The following is a 16,788-nucleotide window of genomic DNA, read 5'->3' as shown; positions in this document are numbered from 1 at the left end:
GGTCGCCGAGGCCGGCCCGCCTGAAGGCGGTCGCGGGGCGGCGGCCGGAAAAGATACGGTGAGCGGGTCGTCCCGCCGATCTCCAGGAGCGCCGAAGATGCCGTCCGTGTCCCCGCGTCCCGATCTCGAATCGTTGCCGAAATACGTCCCCGGCCGGACGATCGAAGGCGCGATCAAACTGGCGAGCAACGAGGTGCCCGGCGGTGCGCTGCCGAGCGTCGCGCAGGCGATCGCCGAGGCCGCGGCCGGGATCAACCGCTACCCGGACACCGGCTCGCAGGCGCTGCGCGAGCGGCTGGCGCGCGAACTGGACGTGCCGGTGGAGCGCGTCGCGATCGGCTGCGGCTCGGTGTCGCTGTGCCAGCAGACGATCCAGGCCGTGTGCGCGCCCGGCGACGAGGTCATCTTCGGCTGGCGCTCCTTCGAGGCGTACCCGATCGTCACGCAGGTCGCGAACGCCGTCTCGGTGAAGGTCCCGATCACCGAGGGCCAGGAGCTCGACCTCGACGCCATGCTCGCGGCGATCACCGACCGGACGCGGGTGGTGTTCATCTGCAACCCGAACAACCCGACCGGGACGGCGGTGCGCCGCGCCGAGCTGGAGCGGTTCATGGCCGCCGTGCCCGAGCACGTGCTGGTCGTGCTGGACGAGGCCTACAAGGAGTTCGTCACCGATCCCGAGGTGCCCGACGGCGTCGAGTACACGCACAGCCGGTCGAACGTCATGGTGCTTCGGACGTTCTCGAAGGCGTACGGCCTTGCGGGCCTTCGCGTCGGTTACGCGGTCGCCCCCGAGCCGATCGCGGACGCGCTTCGCCAGGTGTACGTGGCCTTCTCGGTGAACATGCTGGCCCAGGTGGCCGCGCTGGCGTCGCTCGACGCGGCCGACGAGCTGCTGGCCCGCTGCCAGGAGATCGTCGTCGAGCGCGGCCGGGTGCGGGAAGCGCTGCTGGAAGCGGGTTACCGGGTGCCGGACACGCAGGCGAACTTCGTCTGGCTGCCGCTCGGTGACCAGGCGGTCCCGTTCGCCGAGCACGCGCTGGACCGCAAGCTGGTGGTGCGCCCGTTCGCCGGCGACGGCGTCCGCGTGACCATCGGGACCCGCGAAGAGAACGACCTCTTCCTGGCCGCGGCGCGCGAATTCAGCTCGCGAACTGCTTGACCACCAGCTGGATGACGGCGGCGACGCCGATCACCACGATCACGCCGCGCAGCACCGCCGGCGGCAGCCTCCGGCCGATCTTCGCGCCGAGGAAGCCGCCGGCGGTCGAGCCGACGGCCAGCCACAGCACGACGGCCCAGCTGATCGGCGCGACGAACGCGTAGATGAGCCCGGCGACGAGGTTGACGACGGCGGCGAGCACGTTCTTGACGCCGTTGAGCTTCTGCAGCGGCTCCGACAGCAGCATCCCCATCACGGCCATCAGCATCACGCCCTGCGCAGCGGTGAAGTACCCGCCGTAGATGCCGATGAGGAAGATGAAGAACATCAGCAGCGGCCCGGGTTTGTGCTCGGTCCCGTTCTGCTCGCGCCGCTCCGCGACCCACTTCGAAACCTTCGGCTGGATGATCACGAGGACCACGGCCAGGCCGACGAGCACGGGAACGACGGCTTCGAACGCGTCCTTCGGCAGCGAGAGCAGCAGGATGGTGCCGCCGATGGCCCCGAGGAAGGACGCGACGGCGAACTTGGCGGTCTGGCGCCAATAGCCGGTGAGCTCGTGCCGATAACCCCAGGCACCGCTGAGCGTGCCGGGCGCGAGGCCGATGGCGTTCGAGGTGGTGGCGGTCACGGGCGGATACCCGAGCGCGACGAGCACGGGGAAGGTGACGAGCGTCCCCGACCCCACGACGGCGTTGATGGTCCCCGCCCAGATCCCGGCGACCACGATGATCAGGGCGTGCCACCACGTCATGAAGCAATCACGTGCGGAGCCTAAGCACCGTGGGCCACTCCCGCGACGCAGATGTGTCAGGTCAGACAGTCACCTCCGGCGTGAAGACGCAGAACTCGTTGCCCTCCGGGTCCGCCAGCTGGTCCCAGCCGGTGTCGCCGCCCCGCTCGCGGATCAGCGTGGCGCCCATCGCCACCAGCTCGGCCGGGTCGCCGAAGACGTCCAGGTGCATGCGGTTCTTGACCGTCTTGGGTTCCGGCACCGGGTTGAGCCAGATCAGCGGCCCGCGGCCGGCCGGGTCGACGATCGGGACCGGCCAGTCGTCCGGGCGGGTGTCGCCGGTCAGCGCGTCGCGGCGGACGTAGCCGAGCGCGCGGCACCACCAGTCCGCCAGTGCCTGGTGGTCGTTCGCGTCCAGGGCGAGGTCCTTGAACCGTGCGGTCATGCCGCTCCTTCCGGGACGTGCGCGGGGACGACGTCGGACACCACGCGCCAGCCGAGTGCGCGGTACAGCCCGCGGCCGGCCTCGGATGCCAGCAGCGCGCTCGACCCGGCTCCCGCCGCCTCGCCCAGCCGCTGCATCACCACCCGGCCGAGGCCGCGGCGCCGGTGCGCCGGCTCCGTCTCGATCTTGTCGAACACCGCGACACCGCCGGCCACCGCGATCCGGCCCCGGGCCGCCGGTTCCCCGCCGGCGGACACGACCACGTCCCACGCCGGCCCGTCGCCGGTCACCGTCACCGCATACCCCGGCGGCACGGCGACCGGGGGCATCGGCCCCTCGAACGCCATCAGGTACTCCGTCTCGCCCGCCGTCCACGCCGGGGTCAGGGCCGGCAGGACCGCGGACCGCGAGCCGCAGGTCTTCAGCCACGTGCCCGGCGCGGCCACCGTGCGGGCCCGAGCGGAAACGGTCGCCGGAGCGCGCAGCAGGTAGCGCACCCGGTGCCCCGGCAAGCCGACCTCGACGCGGTACCCGTCGAGCTCGGCGACCGGTGCCGGCGTCGCCCGCGACACCGCCCAGCCGCGGACCCAGGCCCCCAGGATGTCCATGCCGGTGATCATGACAGCCACCCCCGACAATTTCCCGAGCCGAGCGGATGAGCCCGGTCGGACCGGGGCTAGATCATGGCCCGGACCTGCCCGAGGAGCGCCACGGCGTCATCGAAAGCGCCGGAGCAGCCGGCGTTCTTCCCGCTGCGGACGGCACCATTGCTGGTGAACCACGCTTCGCACCCCTGCAGGATTTCCGCCCGCCGGCCGATCTCGTCGAGCTTCTGGACCGCGTCCGCGTAGCGGGACGCGTCCGGGTCGGCCTTGATCTTGGCCTGCGCCTCGGCGACGCCGGACCGCAGGACGGCCGCGGAGGAAGAACAGCGGGCCAGATCCGGCACGCAGGAAGCCAGCACGCTGCCGATCGCATCCAGCTTGGCGGCCTCTGCTTCCCCGAGGACAGCCGCCAAGGATCGCGCCGTCGTGGGCGTGGCCGTGGTCCGCGGCGCGGTCGCGGGCGTCGCCGGGGCCGGCGGTACCGCACCGCCGCAGCCGGTGAGCAGGAGACCGAGCGCCCCGATCCCGGCCAGGCGCAGCTTGGTCATGTCACTCCCCCGGTCGTCGAGCCACGACGGTACGTCCGGGCCGCGGGGACCGGTCCCGCTGGGCGAGGCCCGCGAACCACGCGTCCTGCCGTGACCGTGACGGCCACCCCCGGCAGCTCCGCGAGCTGAGAAGATGAGCCCGTGGACAGTGAGCAGGTCTGGAGCGCGACCGTCGACCGCCTGCGGTCGCTGATCGACTCCGGCGAGCTGGCGCCGGGAAGCAGGCTGCCGGCCGAACGCGCGCTGTGTGAGGAACTCGGGATCAGCCGCGGGTCGCTGCGGCAGGCGTTGCGGGTGCTCGCCTCCATCGGGTACGTCCAAATCCGCGCCGGCTCCGGGACCTACGTCCGCGAGCAGCAGGAACAGCCGCTGCGGACCTGGTTCACCGAGCACGACCAGCTCGTCGAGAAGCTGTTCGACCTGCGCGCGACGGTCGAGCCCACGCTGGCCGGCCGGCTGGCGGAGCAGGCGACGGCGAAAGTGCTGAGCCGGCTCGAGGACAACGTCGCGGAGATGGCGCAGGCCGCCGAGGCCGGGGACATGCTGCACGTCATCGCCGCCGACGCCGAGTTCCACCGGGTGATCGCGCAGAACGCCGGGAACGACGACGTCGCCGGGCTGCTGCGGTCCGTGCTCGCCCTGGTCGGCGAGGAGCGGCGGGCGGCGCTGCGGCTGCCCGGGCAGATCCGCAAGGCCGTCGCCGACCACCGCGCCATCCTCGACGCCATCCGCCGGGCCGATCCCGCCGCCGCGCGCGAGCTGACCCTCAAGCACCTGGTGGACGCCAAGACCTACGCGCACGACTACGCCGCCCACCCCAAGACGCGCTAGGCTTTTCACAACGTTGTGAAACTTCTGGGGGTCGTGATGGAGAAGGTCCACTTCACCGAAGAAAAGGCCACCAACCTGGCGACGCTGTACGGCCGCGCGCTCGACTACCGCAGCCCTCACCCGATCCTCGGCGACAAGGCGGCCGACGACGCCGTCCGCCGGATCGACTACGACTTCACCAAGATCGGCATCTCCCCCGACCGCGCGGTGTCGGTCGTCCTGCGGGCGAAGCCGATCGACGACTGGGCCGCCGAATACCTGCGCGCCCACCCGGACGCGATCGTCCTGCACCTGGGCTGCGGCATGGACACGCGGTTCCAGCGCCTCGCGCCGCCGGCGACCGTCCACTGGTACGACGTCGACTACCCCGAGGTCATCGAGCTGCGCGAAAAGCTGTACCCCCAGGCGCCGAACCAGACGCACATCAGCTCGTCGGTGACCGACTTCGAGTGGCTCGAGCAGGTGCCATCGGACCGGCCGGCGCTGATCGTCGCCGAGGGCCTCACGATGTACCTGAAGCCCGAGACCGGCACCGAACTGTTCCGCCGGCTGGTCGAGAAGTTCCCGTCGGGCGAGCTGATCTGCGACCTCTTCAGCCGGACCGCCATCAAGACCCAGAAGCTCAACGCGCCGGTGCGCAAGGCGGGCGCGACGCTGTACTGGGGCGTCAACGACCCGCGCGAGCTGGAGCACTGCGGCCTCACGTGCGAGTCCTCTTTGGACGCCGGACACTGGGCCACCCCGGAGGTGCTGGCCAAGCTGGGCCCGATCACCCGGTTCCAAATGCGGATGCTGAAGGTCTTCCCGCCCCTGGCCCGGACCGCGCACATCGTGCGGTACCGCTTCTAACGCGACTCCAGCACCCGCGCCACGAACTTGTGCAGCTTCTCCTCCAACCGCGCGATGCGCTCCTCGAGCGTGAGCGTCTCGAACGGCTGCGGGACGTCGGACTTCAGGTCGCCGCGGACGTACCGGCAGCACGCCAGGTTGCCGCAGGCGTAGATGCCCAGCGTGTTGCCCTCGCGGCCGGGCTTCCCGGCGCGCTTGGCCGAGAACAGCGTGATGTCGGCGAGCCCGTGGATCGTGGTGCAGAAGCCGCAGATGTTGCTGCGCAGCCGTGACTTCGGGGGCGGAGCCGCGCGCAGGGCGAGCCCGACGACCTCACCGCCGTAGGGCAGCACGAGGTAGGCGCGCGCGGGTGCCTTCGGGTCGCGCCAGCCGAGGAACTCCCGCTGCTCCCACGGAATCTCTTCGGGCCGGGCGGGCAGCGTCACGCCCTTGGCCTCGCCGCGGGTGCAGTTGACGAACGAGGCCCGGATCTCGTCCTGGCCGAGGGAATCCATGATCCGCACCGTAGCCATCGGGGAAGAGCGGTGGCCACGCATTTTCGGCCGTACGATCAACGCCGTGCGCAAGATCGCCGTGAAGAACTTCCGGGTGGTGTTGCGGACCAGCCTGGGCTTCGCCGGGCTGGGCCTCGGCTCGAGCGTCGCCGGTTCCGGCGTGGTCGCGCTGCTGCTGGTGGTGCAGGGCCTGCCGAACGACGTCGGCGATCGCGGCTGGGTGCTCGGCCTGACCGCGGCCGGCATCGTCGCCGCGGCGCTGCTCGCCGGGACGCTGTGGACGGCGTGGCTGCAGCGCCGCACCGTGATCTGGTTCGTGCTCGGCCGCCCGCCGTCGGAGAGCGAGGCGCGGCGCGCGCTGCGGCTGCCGGTCGACATGGCGGTGGTCAGCGGCACGCTCTGGCTCATCGGCACCGTCGTCCTCACCGTGCTCGCCGGCACGCTCGGCTCGAGCGACGACGCCGTCGGCATGGCCACGGTGATCGGGCTGGGCGGCCTCACCACCGTCGGGCTCACCTACCTCGCCGCCGAGTGGGTGGCGCGGCCGGTGATGACGATCGCCCTGGACGTCCTGCCGCCGCGCGGCTCGCTGCCGGTCACCGTGCTGACCCGGCTGGTCGTCACCTGGGCGCTGGCCAGCGGCGTCCCGCTGGTGGGCGTGCTGCTCATCGCCACCCCGCCGGAGCTGGGCTCGGGCGACCACACCGCGAGCCTGGTCATGCTGTCGGTGATCGGCCTCGGCGTCGGCGCGATCGGCACGGCGCTGCTGGCCAGGGCGGTCGCGGCGCCGCTGCACCGGCTGCGCGTGGCGCTCGACGAGATCGCCCGCGGCAACAACGACGTCGCCGTGGACGTCGACGACTCCAGCGAGATCGGCCTGCTCCAGACGTCGGTGAACCAGCTCGCCGCCGGCCTGCGCGAACAGGCGCGGATGCGGGACCTGTTCGGCCGGCACGTCGGCGCCGAGGTCGCCCGGCACGCCCTGGAGTACGGCGCTTCCCTTTCGGGCGACGTCCGCGAGGTCACGGCGTTGTTCGTCGACGTCGTCGACTCGACCGCGCTGGCCTACCGCACCCCGCCGGAGGAGCTGGTCGGGAAGCTCAACCGGCTGTTCGCCGCGGTCGTCTCCGCGGTCAACGCGCGCGGCGGGCTGGTCAACAAGTTCCAGGGTGACGCCGCGCTGTGCATCTTCGGCGCGCCGACCCGGCTCGCGGACGCCCCGACGGCCGCGCTGGCCGCGGCGCGGGCGATCCGGGACGCGGTGCGCGAGGCCGGCGAGCTCGACCTCGGCATCGGCGTCTCCAGCGGCCCGGTGTTCGCCGGGCAGCTCGGCACCAGCAGCCGGCTCGAGTACACCGTGATCGGCGACGCGGTCAACGAGGCCGCGCGGCTCACCGAACTCGCCAAGGCGGTCCCGTCACGGGTGCTCGCCAGCGACGCCGTCGTCTCCGGCGCGTTGGCGGGCGAAGCCGCCCACTGGGAGAAGCACGGCGAGCTGGAGCTGCGCGGCCGCGCGGAGGCGACGCCGACCTGGACGACCGGCCCTCAGGACGGCTGATCCAGGTCCGGCCAGCGCAGCACGGTCGAACCCCAGGTCAGGCCGGCGCCGAACGCGCTGAGCAGGACGCGGTGACCGGGCACGAGGGTGCCGTCGGCGCGGGCGTCGGCCAGGGCGAGCGGGATGGACGCGGCACTGGTGTTGCCGACCCGGTCGATGTTGGCGACCACCGCGTCGGCGGGCATGCCGAGCTGCTTCGCCGTCGCCTGGAGGATCCGGATGTTCGCCTGGTGGCCGACGAAGCGGTCGACGTCGCCGACCATCCAGCCCGCGCGGTCCAGCACCGTGCGCGACGACTCCGCCATCCGCGCGCAGGCGTGGCGGAACACCGCCGTGCCCTGCATGGCGAGGAACCGGTCGGCCGGGGTGTCGGAAAGCCGCTTCCGGGCGCCGCCGGCCTCGACCCACAGCAGGTCGGCGTGTTCGCCCTCGCTGTGCAGGTCGAACGGGCCGAGCGCGCCCGGCTCGCCGGCCTCGCCCGCGCGCAGCAGGACCGCGCCCGCGCCGTCACCGAAGATCGGCACGGTGGTCCGGTCGGCGGGGTCGATGAGGGTGGTGAAGGTGTCGGCGCCGATGACGAGCACGCGCTCGGCCAGCCCGCCCGCGATGAAGCCGGCGGCCGTGGCGAGGGCGTAGACGAAGCCGCTGCAGACGGCGTTGACGTCGAAGGCCGCGGCCGTGCCGAGCCCGAGCCGGGCGGCGACCTGCGGCGCGCTGGCCGGGCAGGGCTGGTCGGGCGTGGAGGTGGCGAGGACGACGGCGTCGGCGGAGGTGCCCCCGAGCGCTTCGCGGCCGGCCCCGACCGCGAGATCCACAGTGGACTCACCGGGCCCGGCGACGCGGCGTTCGCGGATCCCGGTGCGGGTCCGGATCCACTCGTCCGAGGTGTCGAGCCGGGCGGCGATTTCGTGGTTGTCCAGGACTTTCGTCGGCAACCACGAACCGAGACCGGTCAACACGGCGGCAGGTGCGGGCACGGGAGAGCCTCCCCACGCCGGCGGGTTGGCGGAGCGACCGGCTGGTCTCCCACTTCTATGGGCTACCCCCTGGTAGACCCGTCAGTTGTGTTCCAGCTCACGTTAAAAGTTGTTTCATCTTCCCCCCGGAGGGAGTAGTGAGCGACGTCACGCAGGGGTGAACGGCGGCGAATTGTCGGGGGTGCCGGTTAGCCTGCTGGGGTGCGGACACCCGACCTCGACCAGCTGGACATCGCCATCCTCGCCTGCCTCCAGGCAGACGCCCGCACGATCGCCGAAACGATCGGCGCGAAGGTCGGGCTCTCGGCCGCGGCGGTGCAGCGGCGGATCAAGCGGCTGCGCGAGGCGGGCGTCATCGAGCGCGAGGTGGCGGTGCTGTCGCCGGAGGCGCTCGGACTGGGCATGACGTTCGTGGTGACGGTCGAAATGGAGCGGGAGAACCTCGCGGTCTTCGACGGGTTCCGCCGCCAGGTCCTGGCCGAGGACGCGATCCAGCAGTGCTACTACGTCACCGGCACGGCGGACTTCGTGCTGATCGTGACGTGCCCGGACATGGCGGGCTTCGAGGCGTTCACCCGGCGGATGTTCTTCGACAACCCGAACGTCCGGCACTTCACGACGAGCGTGACGATGGATCGCGTGAAGGTCGGCCTCAGCCTCCCGCTCGACCCGTAGGCCGGGGCGGGCGCCGGGAATTCGCCCGCGCTCCGTCACCACCTGTGTCCGCCTGAGCGCAAGGGGTATGTGCCCGGTGTTACACCACAATGGACGGATGCAACCGATCAAGTGAACGTGAGAGTTTCTCCGTCATGACCGTTGGCCCTGGTCATCTCCTTGCCGAACAGTTCGCGCCGCGCGAACCACCGCGAGACTCCAGGAGGGGCCGTGCACACCGACGCCGTACACCAGAGCCAGTTCGTGCTGCTGAACGAGAGCACCACGCCCGTCCTGTCGCGCCTGTCCTACCACGCCCACGAACCCTTCGCGGTGACCGTGGCCTTCCGGACCGAGCGCGGCCGGTGGATCGAGTGGACCTTCGCGCGTGACCTGCTCGTGGCCGGGCTCGACGAACCGGCCGGCCTCGGCGACGTCCGGATCCGCCCGGACCTCTCCGATGACGAAGACTTCCTCACCCTGGAAATCGAGTCACCGGACGGCTATGCGTCGTTCGAGCTCGAAGTCGAGGACGTCCGGACCTTCCTGGACGCGTCCACCGAACTGGTGCCGCTCGGCGAAGAGAGCGCGCACTTCGACGTCGACGGGCTGATCGAGGAGATCAGCAACGTCTGACCCCTGAACCTCCCATTCCCGCGGCGAGGAACAAGGGCGGGTTCCGGGCGCGCTGGAGGCGCCCGGAACCCGCCCTTTCGCTGTCTGCGGGAACTCAGCTGGTCTTCAGCGTGGCACCGGTGGCCGAAAGGGCGGCACCGATCGGGAAGAAGTACGTCACGGACGTGTTGCCGCCGGACAGGAGGCCCTGCGCCGAGTTGCCGGCGATGAAGCCGCCGCCCGAGTCACCGGCCGCCGAGCGGACGTTCGTCGCGGTCATCCCGTTGACCGTGCCTTCGGCGTAGCGGACGCTCTGGTTCTTGGCGCCGATGGTGCCGCAGGTCCAGCCGGTGGTCGAGCCGGCCTTGCAGACCGACGTGCCGGTCGCGGCGTTCGACGAGCCGCGCACCGCGGTGCCGTTGTTCATCTGGGCGACCGGGGTCCAGCTGCTGTTCGTGTTCACCCGCGCGTAGTCGCTGCCCGGGAAGCGGTAGGCGCCCCAGCTGCCGAGCGCGGCGCCGTTGGACCCGGTCAGCCGGCCGGCACCGGTGAGCGCGGCGCAGTGGCCGGCGGTGAGGAAGCCGGTGGTCGTCGAGAACCCGACGGAGCAGCGCGACGACCCGCCGATGTAGTAGGCGTCCCCGCCGCGGATGTTGGCGTAGGTGGTCGGCATCGACGCCGTTTCGCGGATCGCCACCGCGGCGGAGTCCACACCGGACTTGGCGAGGAACGCGGTCGCGGCGGCGCGCTGGCCCTGCAGCACGTCCAGGGTGACGCGGTTGGTGGCGTCGTCGACGCCCCAGCCGGTGATCGCGGCGGGCGCGGCCTTGTCGGCGGCGTTCAGCCTGTCCACAGTGGAGTTGAGCTGGCGGGCGCTGAACCGCACGACTTCGGCTTCCGCACCGGCTTCGCGGATCTGGCCGGCCAGCGCGGCGTTCGTCGTGGTGACGTGCGCCTTGCCCGTGGCGGCGTTGTAGGTGGCGCCGCCGAACGCGTCGCCGAGCGCCGCGGTGAGCGACTCGGTGACCTTGTTCGCCACGTCCTCGCTCTTCAGCCGCGCGAGCGCCTGGTCGTGAGTGAGGCCGAGGTCCCGCTGCATGGCGGGCACCATGTCCGGGTTCAGCAGGTCCTGGCCCGACGCGGGGACGGCGGTCGCGGCCAGCGCGCCCGTCGCCATCACCGCGGTGGCAGCGGCACCGAGAAGTCTCGCGATCTTCATGCTTCTCCCAAGTGGTTACAGTGGTTACGCGCGGCTCCGCATCGGCCACGCAGTGGTACTCCCCCGAGTGAGCGTCCCCGCAGTGGGCGTTACGGTGCAATCCGGGCGCCCGGCGAATGGGTATACGCATTTCACCAGGGACGAATCCCCTGCTCCGGCCGGACTCCGGCGCCGGGCGTCACCCGGTCGGACAGGTCCGTAAGTAGGGTTTCCGTGAACTACTTTCCGTAGCCGCCAGCAACACTCGAACGCGTGAAGCGACGTTCGAACGGGCCATCGGCCCGGGTTTCGCACGCACGGTGACCCGATCCCCCCGGATCCCGCAGCAAACCGGTGACGTTCGGTAGGCGGACGTGTGATGACAGCACCGGCCCCGTATTCGGTGAAAGGTTTACGGACGGATCAGCGCTGCTTAGGCTCCCGCGCTGTGTCCTCCGGGGCCAAGCCCCCTGGACCCCCAGGAGCAACGGTGTGCGCGTCGAGGAGGGTCATATGTGGCTGGCCACCCCCCGCCCCACCTCGGTGTCCGTCCGGTCCGGACCCGCCCGGCTGACCGGCCGCGACACCGAGCTCGACGCCATCGTCGCCGTGCTGAGGAGGCGCCCGGCCGCCATCCTCATCGAGGGCGAGCCGGGCATGGGCCGGACCCGGCTGCTCGCGGAGATCGGGCGCCGCAAGGAGTTCGACGGCGGCCGGGTGCTCGCCGGGGCCTGCCAGCCGCTGCGTGAACCGTTTCCCTACGGGCCCGTCCTGGAAGCGCTTCGCGCGGTCGGTGCCGCGCCGCTGGGGCCGCTCAGCCCGGTCGCCGGCGTGCTGCGGCCGTTGCTTCCGGAACTCGCGGAAGCGCTTCCCCCGCGGCCCGACCCCCTCGCCGACCCGGTCGCCGAGCGCCACCGCGTGTTCCGCGCCCTGCGGGAGCTGCTGGCCGCCTGCGGGCCGGCACTCGTGCTGATCGACGATCTCCAGTGGGCCGACGAGGACACCCGCGACTTCCTGCGGTTCCTCGCCGGCACGATGCCGCCCGAGCTGGCGGTGGTCACCACCCACCGGTCCGCGCCCGATGCGGGGGCGGTGACCCGGGGGGCGGCCTTCCGCACCGATCCGGCGGTCCATTCCGCCCGTGTCGCGCTCGGCGCGCTCGACGTCGCGGCGGTGCGCGAGCTGGCCGCCGGCCTCCTCGAACTGCCCCGGGTGACCGACGACTTCGCGGCCAGGCTGCACGAGTGCACGGCCGGGATCCCGTTCGTCGTCGAGGAGACGCTGCGGGCGCTGAAGGAAGCGGCCGACCGGCTCCCGGTCGGCGAGGTCCTCTCCGACCGGCTGCTCGAAAACCTCGAAGTCCCGGTCCTGCTGCGGGAAGCCGTCACCGATCGGCTTTCCGCGCTGCCGGGGCCGGCGGTGCGGCTGGCCGGCGCGGCCGCGGTGCTCGGCGTCGGCGCCGAAGCCGACGTGCTCGGCGAACTGGCCGGCCTCTCCGGCGACACCCTCCGCACCGCGCTCCTCGACACCCTCTCCGGTGGGGTGCTCGGCGAGGTCGGCGACGGCAAGTACGGCTTCCGGCACCCGCTGGCGCGCAAGGCGGTCTACGACACCGTGAGCGGACCCGAACGCGCTTTGCTGCACGCGCAGGCGATCCGCGTGCTCGCCGCGCAGCCGTCCCCGCCGCTCACGCTGCTGGCCCGGCACTCCCGCGCCGCCGGCCGCGTCGACCAGTGGCGGCACTACGCGGAAGCCGCCGCGGACGAGGCGATCACGCGCGGCGAGACGTCCCGCGCGATCGACCTCCTGCAGTCGGTGCTCGCCGAACCCGGCCCCGCCCAGGCCGACGTCGGGCGCGTGGCGGGCAAGCTGAGCCAGGTCGCGCTGCGGGGGTTCCGCCCCGAGGTGCTCGGCACGCTGCAGCGCGTCCTCGAAGAGGTGACGCTGCCGCCGTCGGTCCGCGGCTCGATCCGGCTGAGCCTCGGCATGCTGCTGGTCCGGACCATCGGCGGCCTCGGCCGCGGCCGGCTGGAGGTCGAGCGCGCGGTCGGCGAGCTGACCGACCGGCCGGACCTCGCCGCTCGCGGGATCACCCTGCTCGCCCAGCCGATCGACGGGCTGACGCCGTTGTCGTGGCACGAATCCTGGCGCGCTCGCGCGGGCGAGGTGTACGAGCGGCTCGACGACCCCGAGCTGCGGCTCGCGCTGACCGCCGACCGCATCGCCGCCGCGTCGCACGTCGGCGACGGCTCGGCGTGGGCGGAGTTCGAAGCGCTGTCGGACACGGTCGGCACCGTGGCCGAGCGCGTCCAGCTGGCCCGGTTGTGGTGCAACCTGGCCGACGGCCAGTCCTGGGCCGGGCACCTCGACCGCGCCGAACGGCTGGTGACCGAAGGCGTCCGGCGGGCGACCGACGCCGGTGCGCTGTACGCGATCGGCTTGATCCAGGGCACCCGCGTCCGGCTGGACTGGGTGCGCGGGCGCTGGACCGGCCTGGCCGAGGCCGCCGAGCAGCTGCGGGACAGCTACCCGGAGCTCGGCCCGATCGTCATGGAGTCGTCACTGGTGCTCGGCGGGCTCGCGGCGGTGCGCGGGGAGTTCGCCGCGGCGCAGCGGCACCTGACCGCGGCGAGCGTGCACGCGCCGGACCGCGGCCCGATCCCCGTGGTGCTGTCGGCCGCCGGGGTGCTGATCTCGGTGCTGCTGGCGACGGACGACGTCGACGGCGCCTGCGCGGCGGCCGACACCGCGATGGCCGCGGCCGGGCGCAAGGGCGTCTGGATCTGGGCGGCCGCGCTGGTCCCGGTGGCGGCGCAGGCGTACGCGCGAGCCGGGCGCTGGCCGGAAGCCGACAACGTCGTCGAGGCGTTCGCGCGCGGCATCGAAGGCCGCGACGCGCCGGTGGCCGCGGCCGCGCTCGTGGCCGGCCGGGCGGTGCTGCTCGAAGCGCGTGGCAAGCACCTGGCCGCGGCGACGTTGTACGACGAAGCCGTGTCGGGTTACGCGGCCCTGCCGATGCCGTACCCCGCGACGGCCATGCGAGAACGCGCTTCGATGTGCCGCCTCGCGGCGGGCAACCGTTCGGCCGTCGACGAGCTGACCGCGGCGGCCGAGGCGTACGAGCAGCTCGGGGCGACCCGCGACGCCGGACGCTGCCGTCACCAGCTGCGCGAGCACGGCGCGTGGGCACCTTCCCAGCGCGGACGGCGCGGGTACGGGAGTGAACTCTCGCCGCGCGAGCGGGAAGTCGCGCGGATGCTCGCGGAGGGCCGGACGAACCGCGAGATCGCGGACGGGCTGTTCCTCTCGCCGCGGACAGTCGAACAGCACGTGGCGAAGGTGCTCCGCAAGCTCGGCGCCCGCTCGCGGACGGACGTGGCGAGGAAACTGCCCGGCGAGGTGGCGACCGCACCGGCTGGCTAGCGCGGCGTCGCCGCCCTACCTTGAGCGCGTGACAGAAGAGGCACTTCCCGCCTGGCGGCGGCGGACTTCCGGCGAGACCCGCTGGCCCGCGATGGGCGTCGTCGTCGCGACGCTCGTCCTGCAGGTCGCCTTGCCCGCCGACATGGCGCTGCACCCGAGGTGGCTGCTGCCCGGTGTTTCGGGGTTGCTCGTCGTTGCGCTGCTGCTGGCCAACCCGGGCCGGATGACCCACTCCAGCGCGGTCGAACGCGTCATCTCGCTGCTGCTCGTCGCGGCCGTGACCGCGGTGAACGCGTTCTCCGCGGTGTCCCTCGTCTACGACATCGCGACCGGCACGATCGGCGACCGCGCCGGCGCCGTGCTGGTCACCGGCGGGACCGTCTACTGGACGAACATCGTCGCCTTCTCCCTCTGGTACTGGGAGTTCGACCGCGGCGGCCCGGGCCGGCGGGCTGCAGGCCGGGCGGAGTTCCCCGACCTGCAGTTCCCGCAGATGGCCGACCCGGACCTGGCGCACCGGGACTGGGAGCCTTCCTACCTGGACTACCTGTATTTCTCGTTCACCAACGCCGCCGCCTTCAGCCCCACCGACGTCCTGCCCCTGCGGATCTGGGCGAAGATGACGATGATGCTGCAGGCCGTCATCTCACTGGTGCTGGCGGTCATGGTGGTCGCGTGGGCGATCAACAACCTCAAGTGACCCGGCTTGAACCGGCTCAGTGGCGGGTCATCGTGAAGCTCTGGCCGTCGGAACCGACGGCGCTCGGGCTCCAGGTGTAGCGGCCCCGGTCGTCGGCGTTCAGGCCCGACGGGCTCGTCGACGCCAGGTTCGTCCCGTTGAACTTGACGCCGGTGAACTTGATGCCGCCGGAGATCGACGGGTACGAGTCGGTCGGCGACTCGATGATCGCCTCCGCCGACGCGTGCTTCGAGGTCAGGGACTTCGTGGTGCTCTTCGACCAGCCCTTGGTCGTGTCGGCCAGGTCCAGCCGGTAGGTGTTGGTGGCGGTGCGCGTCACCGTCGCGGTGATGTGGTCGCCCGCGCTGACCGAAACGCTGTAGTACACGGGCGCGGCCGGGTACATCTCGTACCAGGCCGAATACACCGGACGTCCGCTGGAGCAGTCGGTCTCGACGCCGGTCTGTTCCACAGTGGACGATCCGTCGCCGTCGATGCCGACCCACGGCGCGAACAGGTCGTTGGTCGAGGTGCAGCTCACGGCCGGTTCCGTCCAGCTCGCGGTGGCCGTGGTGAAGCTGCCGAAGCTGACGTACCCACCCCAGTTGCCGCCGGAGAACTCCTGGCCATGGAAGTGGGCACCGTACTCGACGGCGGCGTGGGCGGTGCCCGAGACGGCGAGACCGGCGGCTGCGGCGGCGATCGCCGTGAAGACGCGAAGGGTTTTGGACATGCGGGAACTCCGTTCACCGTGGGGACGGCGGGAAACCGTGTGTCCAAGTGTTGGAGCCGCACCGGAAAGAAGGTAGCTACTTTCGAAGGGTCTTCACATTCGGGGAAATACTCACCATTTGCCGTATTTACGCGGTATTGAACGAAAAGACCCGTGAAGGCCTCCGCGGGGGAAGAGGCCTTCACGGGTCCATGTCGCTCACCTACCGCCCGGTCAGGTGAGCGGGGCTATTGCTGCGCCTGCGCGTGCGCGGCGTCCACGAACTGGGTCGTGTACGTCTTCGACAGGTCGATCTTGTCCTTCTTCGGCTTGACGTTGCTCGACGACGCACCGAGCACCTTGAGCACGTTCTGCGCCCCGGCCGGGTCCATCCGGCCGTCCTTGGTGAACATCGGCAGGCTGTCCTCGAGCGACTTGACGTACAGCGCCTTGTCCCCGCCGGCGAACGACGGCGGCATCATCGCGGCGACCTGGTCCGGCGTGTGCGACGAAATCCACTTCAGGGTCTCGACGTACGCATTGGCCAGTTTCTGCACGATGTCCGGATAGCGCTTCACGATTTCGCAGCCCATGTACAGCGAGCTCGCCGGGTACAGGCCGCCCAGCGCCGCCTTGGTGCCTTCCGGCGTGCGCATGTCGTAGAGCACCTTCGCCTGGCCGGTGTTCGTCAGCTGCGCGATCGTCGGGTCGGTCGTCATCCCGGCGTCGATCGAGCCCTGGTTCATCGCCGAGATGAACGTCTGCCCGGCGCCGACCTTCACCGGCGTGTACTCCTTCGAGCTGACGCCACCGCGCGCGGCCAGCGCCTTGGTCAGGAAGTCCGTCGACGAACCCAGCGACGTGACACCGAGGTTGCGGCCCTTGAAGTCCGCGCCCGACTTGATGTCGCCCGCCTTCTTGGTCGCGACCATCTCGGCCTCGCCCGGCACGTTCGCGAACTGCACGACGCTTTCGATGCACTGTTCCTTGGCCTGCAGGTCGATCGTGTGGTCGTAGAACCCGACGACCGCCTGCACCTCGCCGGCCAGCAGCGACGTCTCGGCGTTCGCCCCGGACGGCTGGTCGAAGAGCTCGACGTCGAGGCCCTGCTTCTTGTAGGCGCCGATCTGCTGGGCCAGCTGCCCGGGCAGGTAGATCACCTTCGACAGGCCGCCGACCATGATCTTGACGTGCGGCTGCCCGCCGGTGCCGAGCGAGATCTCCCGCGAGTCGCGGCAGGCGGTGAGCCCGGCCGCGGCGACGGCGACCGCGGCCACCACGCCGACTGTCCTTTTGAGACGCATG

17 protein-coding genes are annotated in these 16,788 nt (G+C 71.6%); 8 read left to right on the top strand and 9 right to left on the bottom strand.

Annotation, left to right across the window (positions count from 1 at the left end):
* Nucleotides 1–97 precede the first annotated feature (97 nt).
* The gene (gene hisC, locus AB0F52_RS08560; protein ID WP_360166258.1) at nt 98–1,162 is read left to right on the top strand and encodes a histidinol-phosphate transaminase; all 1,065 of its coding nucleotides are present in this window, start codon (nt 98–100) and stop codon (nt 1,160–1,162) included.
* Here hisC and AB0F52_RS08555 read toward each other — a convergent pair.
* The 4 genes from AB0F52_RS08555 to AB0F52_RS08540 form a co-directional block, all read right to left on the bottom strand.
* The gene (locus AB0F52_RS08555) at nt 1,143–1,916 is read right to left on the bottom strand and encodes a sulfite exporter TauE/SafE family protein (protein ID WP_360166255.1); all 774 of its coding nucleotides are present in this window, start codon (nt 1,914–1,916) and stop codon (nt 1,143–1,145) included. The genes hisC and AB0F52_RS08555 overlap by 20 nt on opposite strands.
* 61 nt (nt 1,917–1,977) lie before the next feature.
* Nucleotides 1,978–2,340, bottom strand: coding sequence for a VOC family protein (locus AB0F52_RS08550; protein ID WP_360166252.1), 363 nt, complete (start codon nt 2,338–2,340; stop codon nt 1,978–1,980).
* Nucleotides 2,337–2,960, bottom strand: coding sequence for a GNAT family N-acetyltransferase (locus tag AB0F52_RS08545; RefSeq protein ID WP_360166665.1), 624 nt, complete (start codon nt 2,958–2,960; stop codon nt 2,337–2,339). Before AB0F52_RS08545 ends, AB0F52_RS08550 begins: the two co-directional genes overlap by 4 nt.
* 56 nt (nt 2,961–3,016) lie before the next feature.
* On the bottom strand, nt 3,017–3,493 hold the full coding sequence (locus AB0F52_RS08540; RefSeq protein ID WP_360166249.1) for a hypothetical protein: 477 nt from the start codon (nt 3,491–3,493) through the stop codon (nt 3,017–3,019).
* 141 nt (nt 3,494–3,634) lie between these two features.
* On the opposite strand from AB0F52_RS08540, the gene AB0F52_RS08535 reads away from it, so the two are divergent.
* Entirely contained in the window at nt 3,635–4,324 is a 690-nt protein-coding gene (locus AB0F52_RS08535) for a FadR/GntR family transcriptional regulator (RefSeq protein WP_360166246.1), read from the top strand.
* Between the two features lie 15 nt (nt 4,325–4,339).
* Nucleotides 4,340–5,173: a class I SAM-dependent methyltransferase gene (locus AB0F52_RS08530; RefSeq protein WP_360166243.1), complete on the top strand. Its 834-nt coding sequence runs from the start codon at nt 4,340–4,342 to the stop codon at nt 5,171–5,173.
* On the opposite strand, the gene AB0F52_RS08525 is transcribed toward AB0F52_RS08530, so the two are convergent.
* Nucleotides 5,170–5,667 carry an FBP domain-containing protein gene (locus tag AB0F52_RS08525; RefSeq protein ID WP_360166240.1) on the bottom strand — a complete coding sequence of 166 codons (498 nt, stop codon included), beginning with the start codon at nt 5,665–5,667 and terminating at the stop codon, nt 5,170–5,172. The genes AB0F52_RS08530 and AB0F52_RS08525 overlap by 4 nt on opposite strands.
* A gap of 64 nt (nt 5,668–5,731) precedes the next feature.
* On the opposite strand from AB0F52_RS08525, the gene AB0F52_RS08520 reads away from it, so the two are divergent.
* Nucleotides 5,732–7,225: an adenylate/guanylate cyclase domain-containing protein gene (locus AB0F52_RS08520; protein ID WP_360166237.1), complete on the top strand. Its 1,494-nt coding sequence runs from the start codon at nt 5,732–5,734 to the stop codon at nt 7,223–7,225.
* Here the strand turns inward: AB0F52_RS08520 and AB0F52_RS08515 are convergent.
* Nucleotides 7,213–8,202, bottom strand: a complete 990-nt coding sequence (locus AB0F52_RS08515) for a beta-ketoacyl-ACP synthase III (RefSeq protein ID WP_360166234.1) — start codon at nt 8,200–8,202, stop codon at nt 7,213–7,215. The two genes, AB0F52_RS08520 and AB0F52_RS08515, sit on opposite strands and share 13 nt — an antisense overlap.
* Nucleotides 8,203–8,403: 201 nt before the next feature.
* Between AB0F52_RS08515 and AB0F52_RS08510 the strand changes: the two genes are divergently transcribed.
* A complete protein-coding gene (locus tag AB0F52_RS08510) occupies nt 8,404–8,877 on the top strand; it encodes an Lrp/AsnC family transcriptional regulator (protein WP_103341683.1) in 474 nt (157 codons plus the stop codon).
* A gap of 210 nt (nt 8,878–9,087) precedes the next feature.
* Nucleotides 9,088–9,492, top strand: coding sequence for an SsgA family sporulation/cell division regulator (locus AB0F52_RS08505; protein ID WP_013222214.1), 405 nt, complete (start codon nt 9,088–9,090; stop codon nt 9,490–9,492).
* 94 nt (nt 9,493–9,586) lie between these two features.
* Here AB0F52_RS08505 and AB0F52_RS08500 read toward each other — a convergent pair whose 3' ends face one another.
* Nucleotides 9,587–10,690 (bottom strand): S1 family peptidase, encoded by a 1,104-nt coding sequence (locus tag AB0F52_RS08500; RefSeq protein ID WP_360166230.1) that lies wholly within the window; start codon nt 10,688–10,690, stop codon nt 9,587–9,589.
* A 492-nt stretch (nt 10,691–11,182) separates the two neighbouring features.
* Between AB0F52_RS08500 and AB0F52_RS08495 the strand changes: the two genes are divergently transcribed.
* Together AB0F52_RS08495 and AB0F52_RS08490 are read left to right on the top strand one after the other, a co-directional pair.
* On the top strand, nt 11,183–14,092 hold the full coding sequence (locus tag AB0F52_RS08495; RefSeq protein WP_360166662.1) for an AAA family ATPase: 2,910 nt from the start codon (nt 11,183–11,185) through the stop codon (nt 14,090–14,092).
* Between the two features lie 91 nt (nt 14,093–14,183).
* Complete coding sequence (locus tag AB0F52_RS08490) at nt 14,184–14,792, top strand: hypothetical protein (protein WP_360166659.1); 609 nt, start codon at nt 14,184–14,186, stop codon at nt 14,790–14,792.
* 16 nt (nt 14,793–14,808) lie between these two features.
* Here AB0F52_RS08490 and AB0F52_RS08485 read toward each other — a convergent pair whose 3' ends face one another.
* Together AB0F52_RS08485 and AB0F52_RS08480 are read right to left on the bottom strand one after the other, a co-directional pair.
* Nucleotides 14,809–15,504 carry a G1 family glutamic endopeptidase gene (locus AB0F52_RS08485; protein WP_360166227.1) on the bottom strand — a complete coding sequence of 232 codons (696 nt, stop codon included), beginning with the start codon at nt 15,502–15,504 and terminating at the stop codon, nt 14,809–14,811.
* Between the two features lie 227 nt (nt 15,505–15,731).
* A complete protein-coding gene (locus AB0F52_RS08480) occupies nt 15,732–16,787 on the bottom strand; it encodes an ABC transporter substrate-binding protein (protein ID WP_360166224.1) in 1,056 nt (351 codons plus the stop codon).
* Between the last annotated feature and the right edge of the window lies 1 nt (nt 16,788).

The organism is Amycolatopsis sp. NPDC024027, from assembly GCF_040638975.1.
In the GTDB taxonomy this organism is placed as follows: domain Bacteria; phylum Actinomycetota; class Actinomycetes; order Mycobacteriales; family Pseudonocardiaceae; genus Amycolatopsis.
This window is presented reverse-complemented; position numbering and strand designations above follow the sequence as displayed.

Bases quoted from the DNA above. Each gene is read 5' to 3' on its own strand.
- AB0F52_RS08480 (WP_360166224.1), bottom strand. From the start codon at position 16,787: ATGCGTCTCAAAAGGACAGTCGGCGTGGTGGCCGCGGTCGCCGTCGCC.
- AB0F52_RS08485 (WP_360166227.1), bottom strand. From the start codon at position 15,504: ATGTCCAAAACCCTTCGCGTCTTCACGGCGATCGCCGCCGCAGCCGCC.
- AB0F52_RS08555 (WP_360166255.1), bottom strand. From the start codon at position 1,916: ATGACGTGGTGGCACGCCCTGATCATCGTGGTCGCCGGGATCTGGGCG.
- AB0F52_RS08525 (WP_360166240.1), bottom strand. From the start codon at position 5,667: ATGGATTCCCTCGGCCAGGACGAGATCCGGGCCTCGTTCGTCAACTGC.
- AB0F52_RS08545 (WP_360166665.1), bottom strand. From the start codon at position 2,960: ATGATCACCGGCATGGACATCCTGGGGGCCTGGGTCCGCGGCTGGGCG.
- AB0F52_RS08550 (WP_360166252.1), bottom strand. From the start codon at position 2,340: ATGACCGCACGGTTCAAGGACCTCGCCCTGGACGCGAACGACCACCAG.
- AB0F52_RS08500 (WP_360166230.1), bottom strand. From the start codon at position 10,690: ATGAAGATCGCGAGACTTCTCGGTGCCGCTGCCACCGCGGTGATGGCG.
- AB0F52_RS08490 (WP_360166659.1), top strand. From the start codon at position 14,184: ATGGGCGTCGTCGTCGCGACGCTCGTCCTGCAGGTCGCCTTGCCCGCC.
- hisC (WP_360166258.1), top strand. From the start codon at position 98: ATGCCGTCCGTGTCCCCGCGTCCCGATCTCGAATCGTTGCCGAAATAC.
- AB0F52_RS08495 (WP_360166662.1), top strand. From the start codon at position 11,183: ATGTGGCTGGCCACCCCCCGCCCCACCTCGGTGTCCGTCCGGTCCGGA.
- AB0F52_RS08540 (WP_360166249.1), bottom strand. From the start codon at position 3,493: ATGACCAAGCTGCGCCTGGCCGGGATCGGGGCGCTCGGTCTCCTGCTC.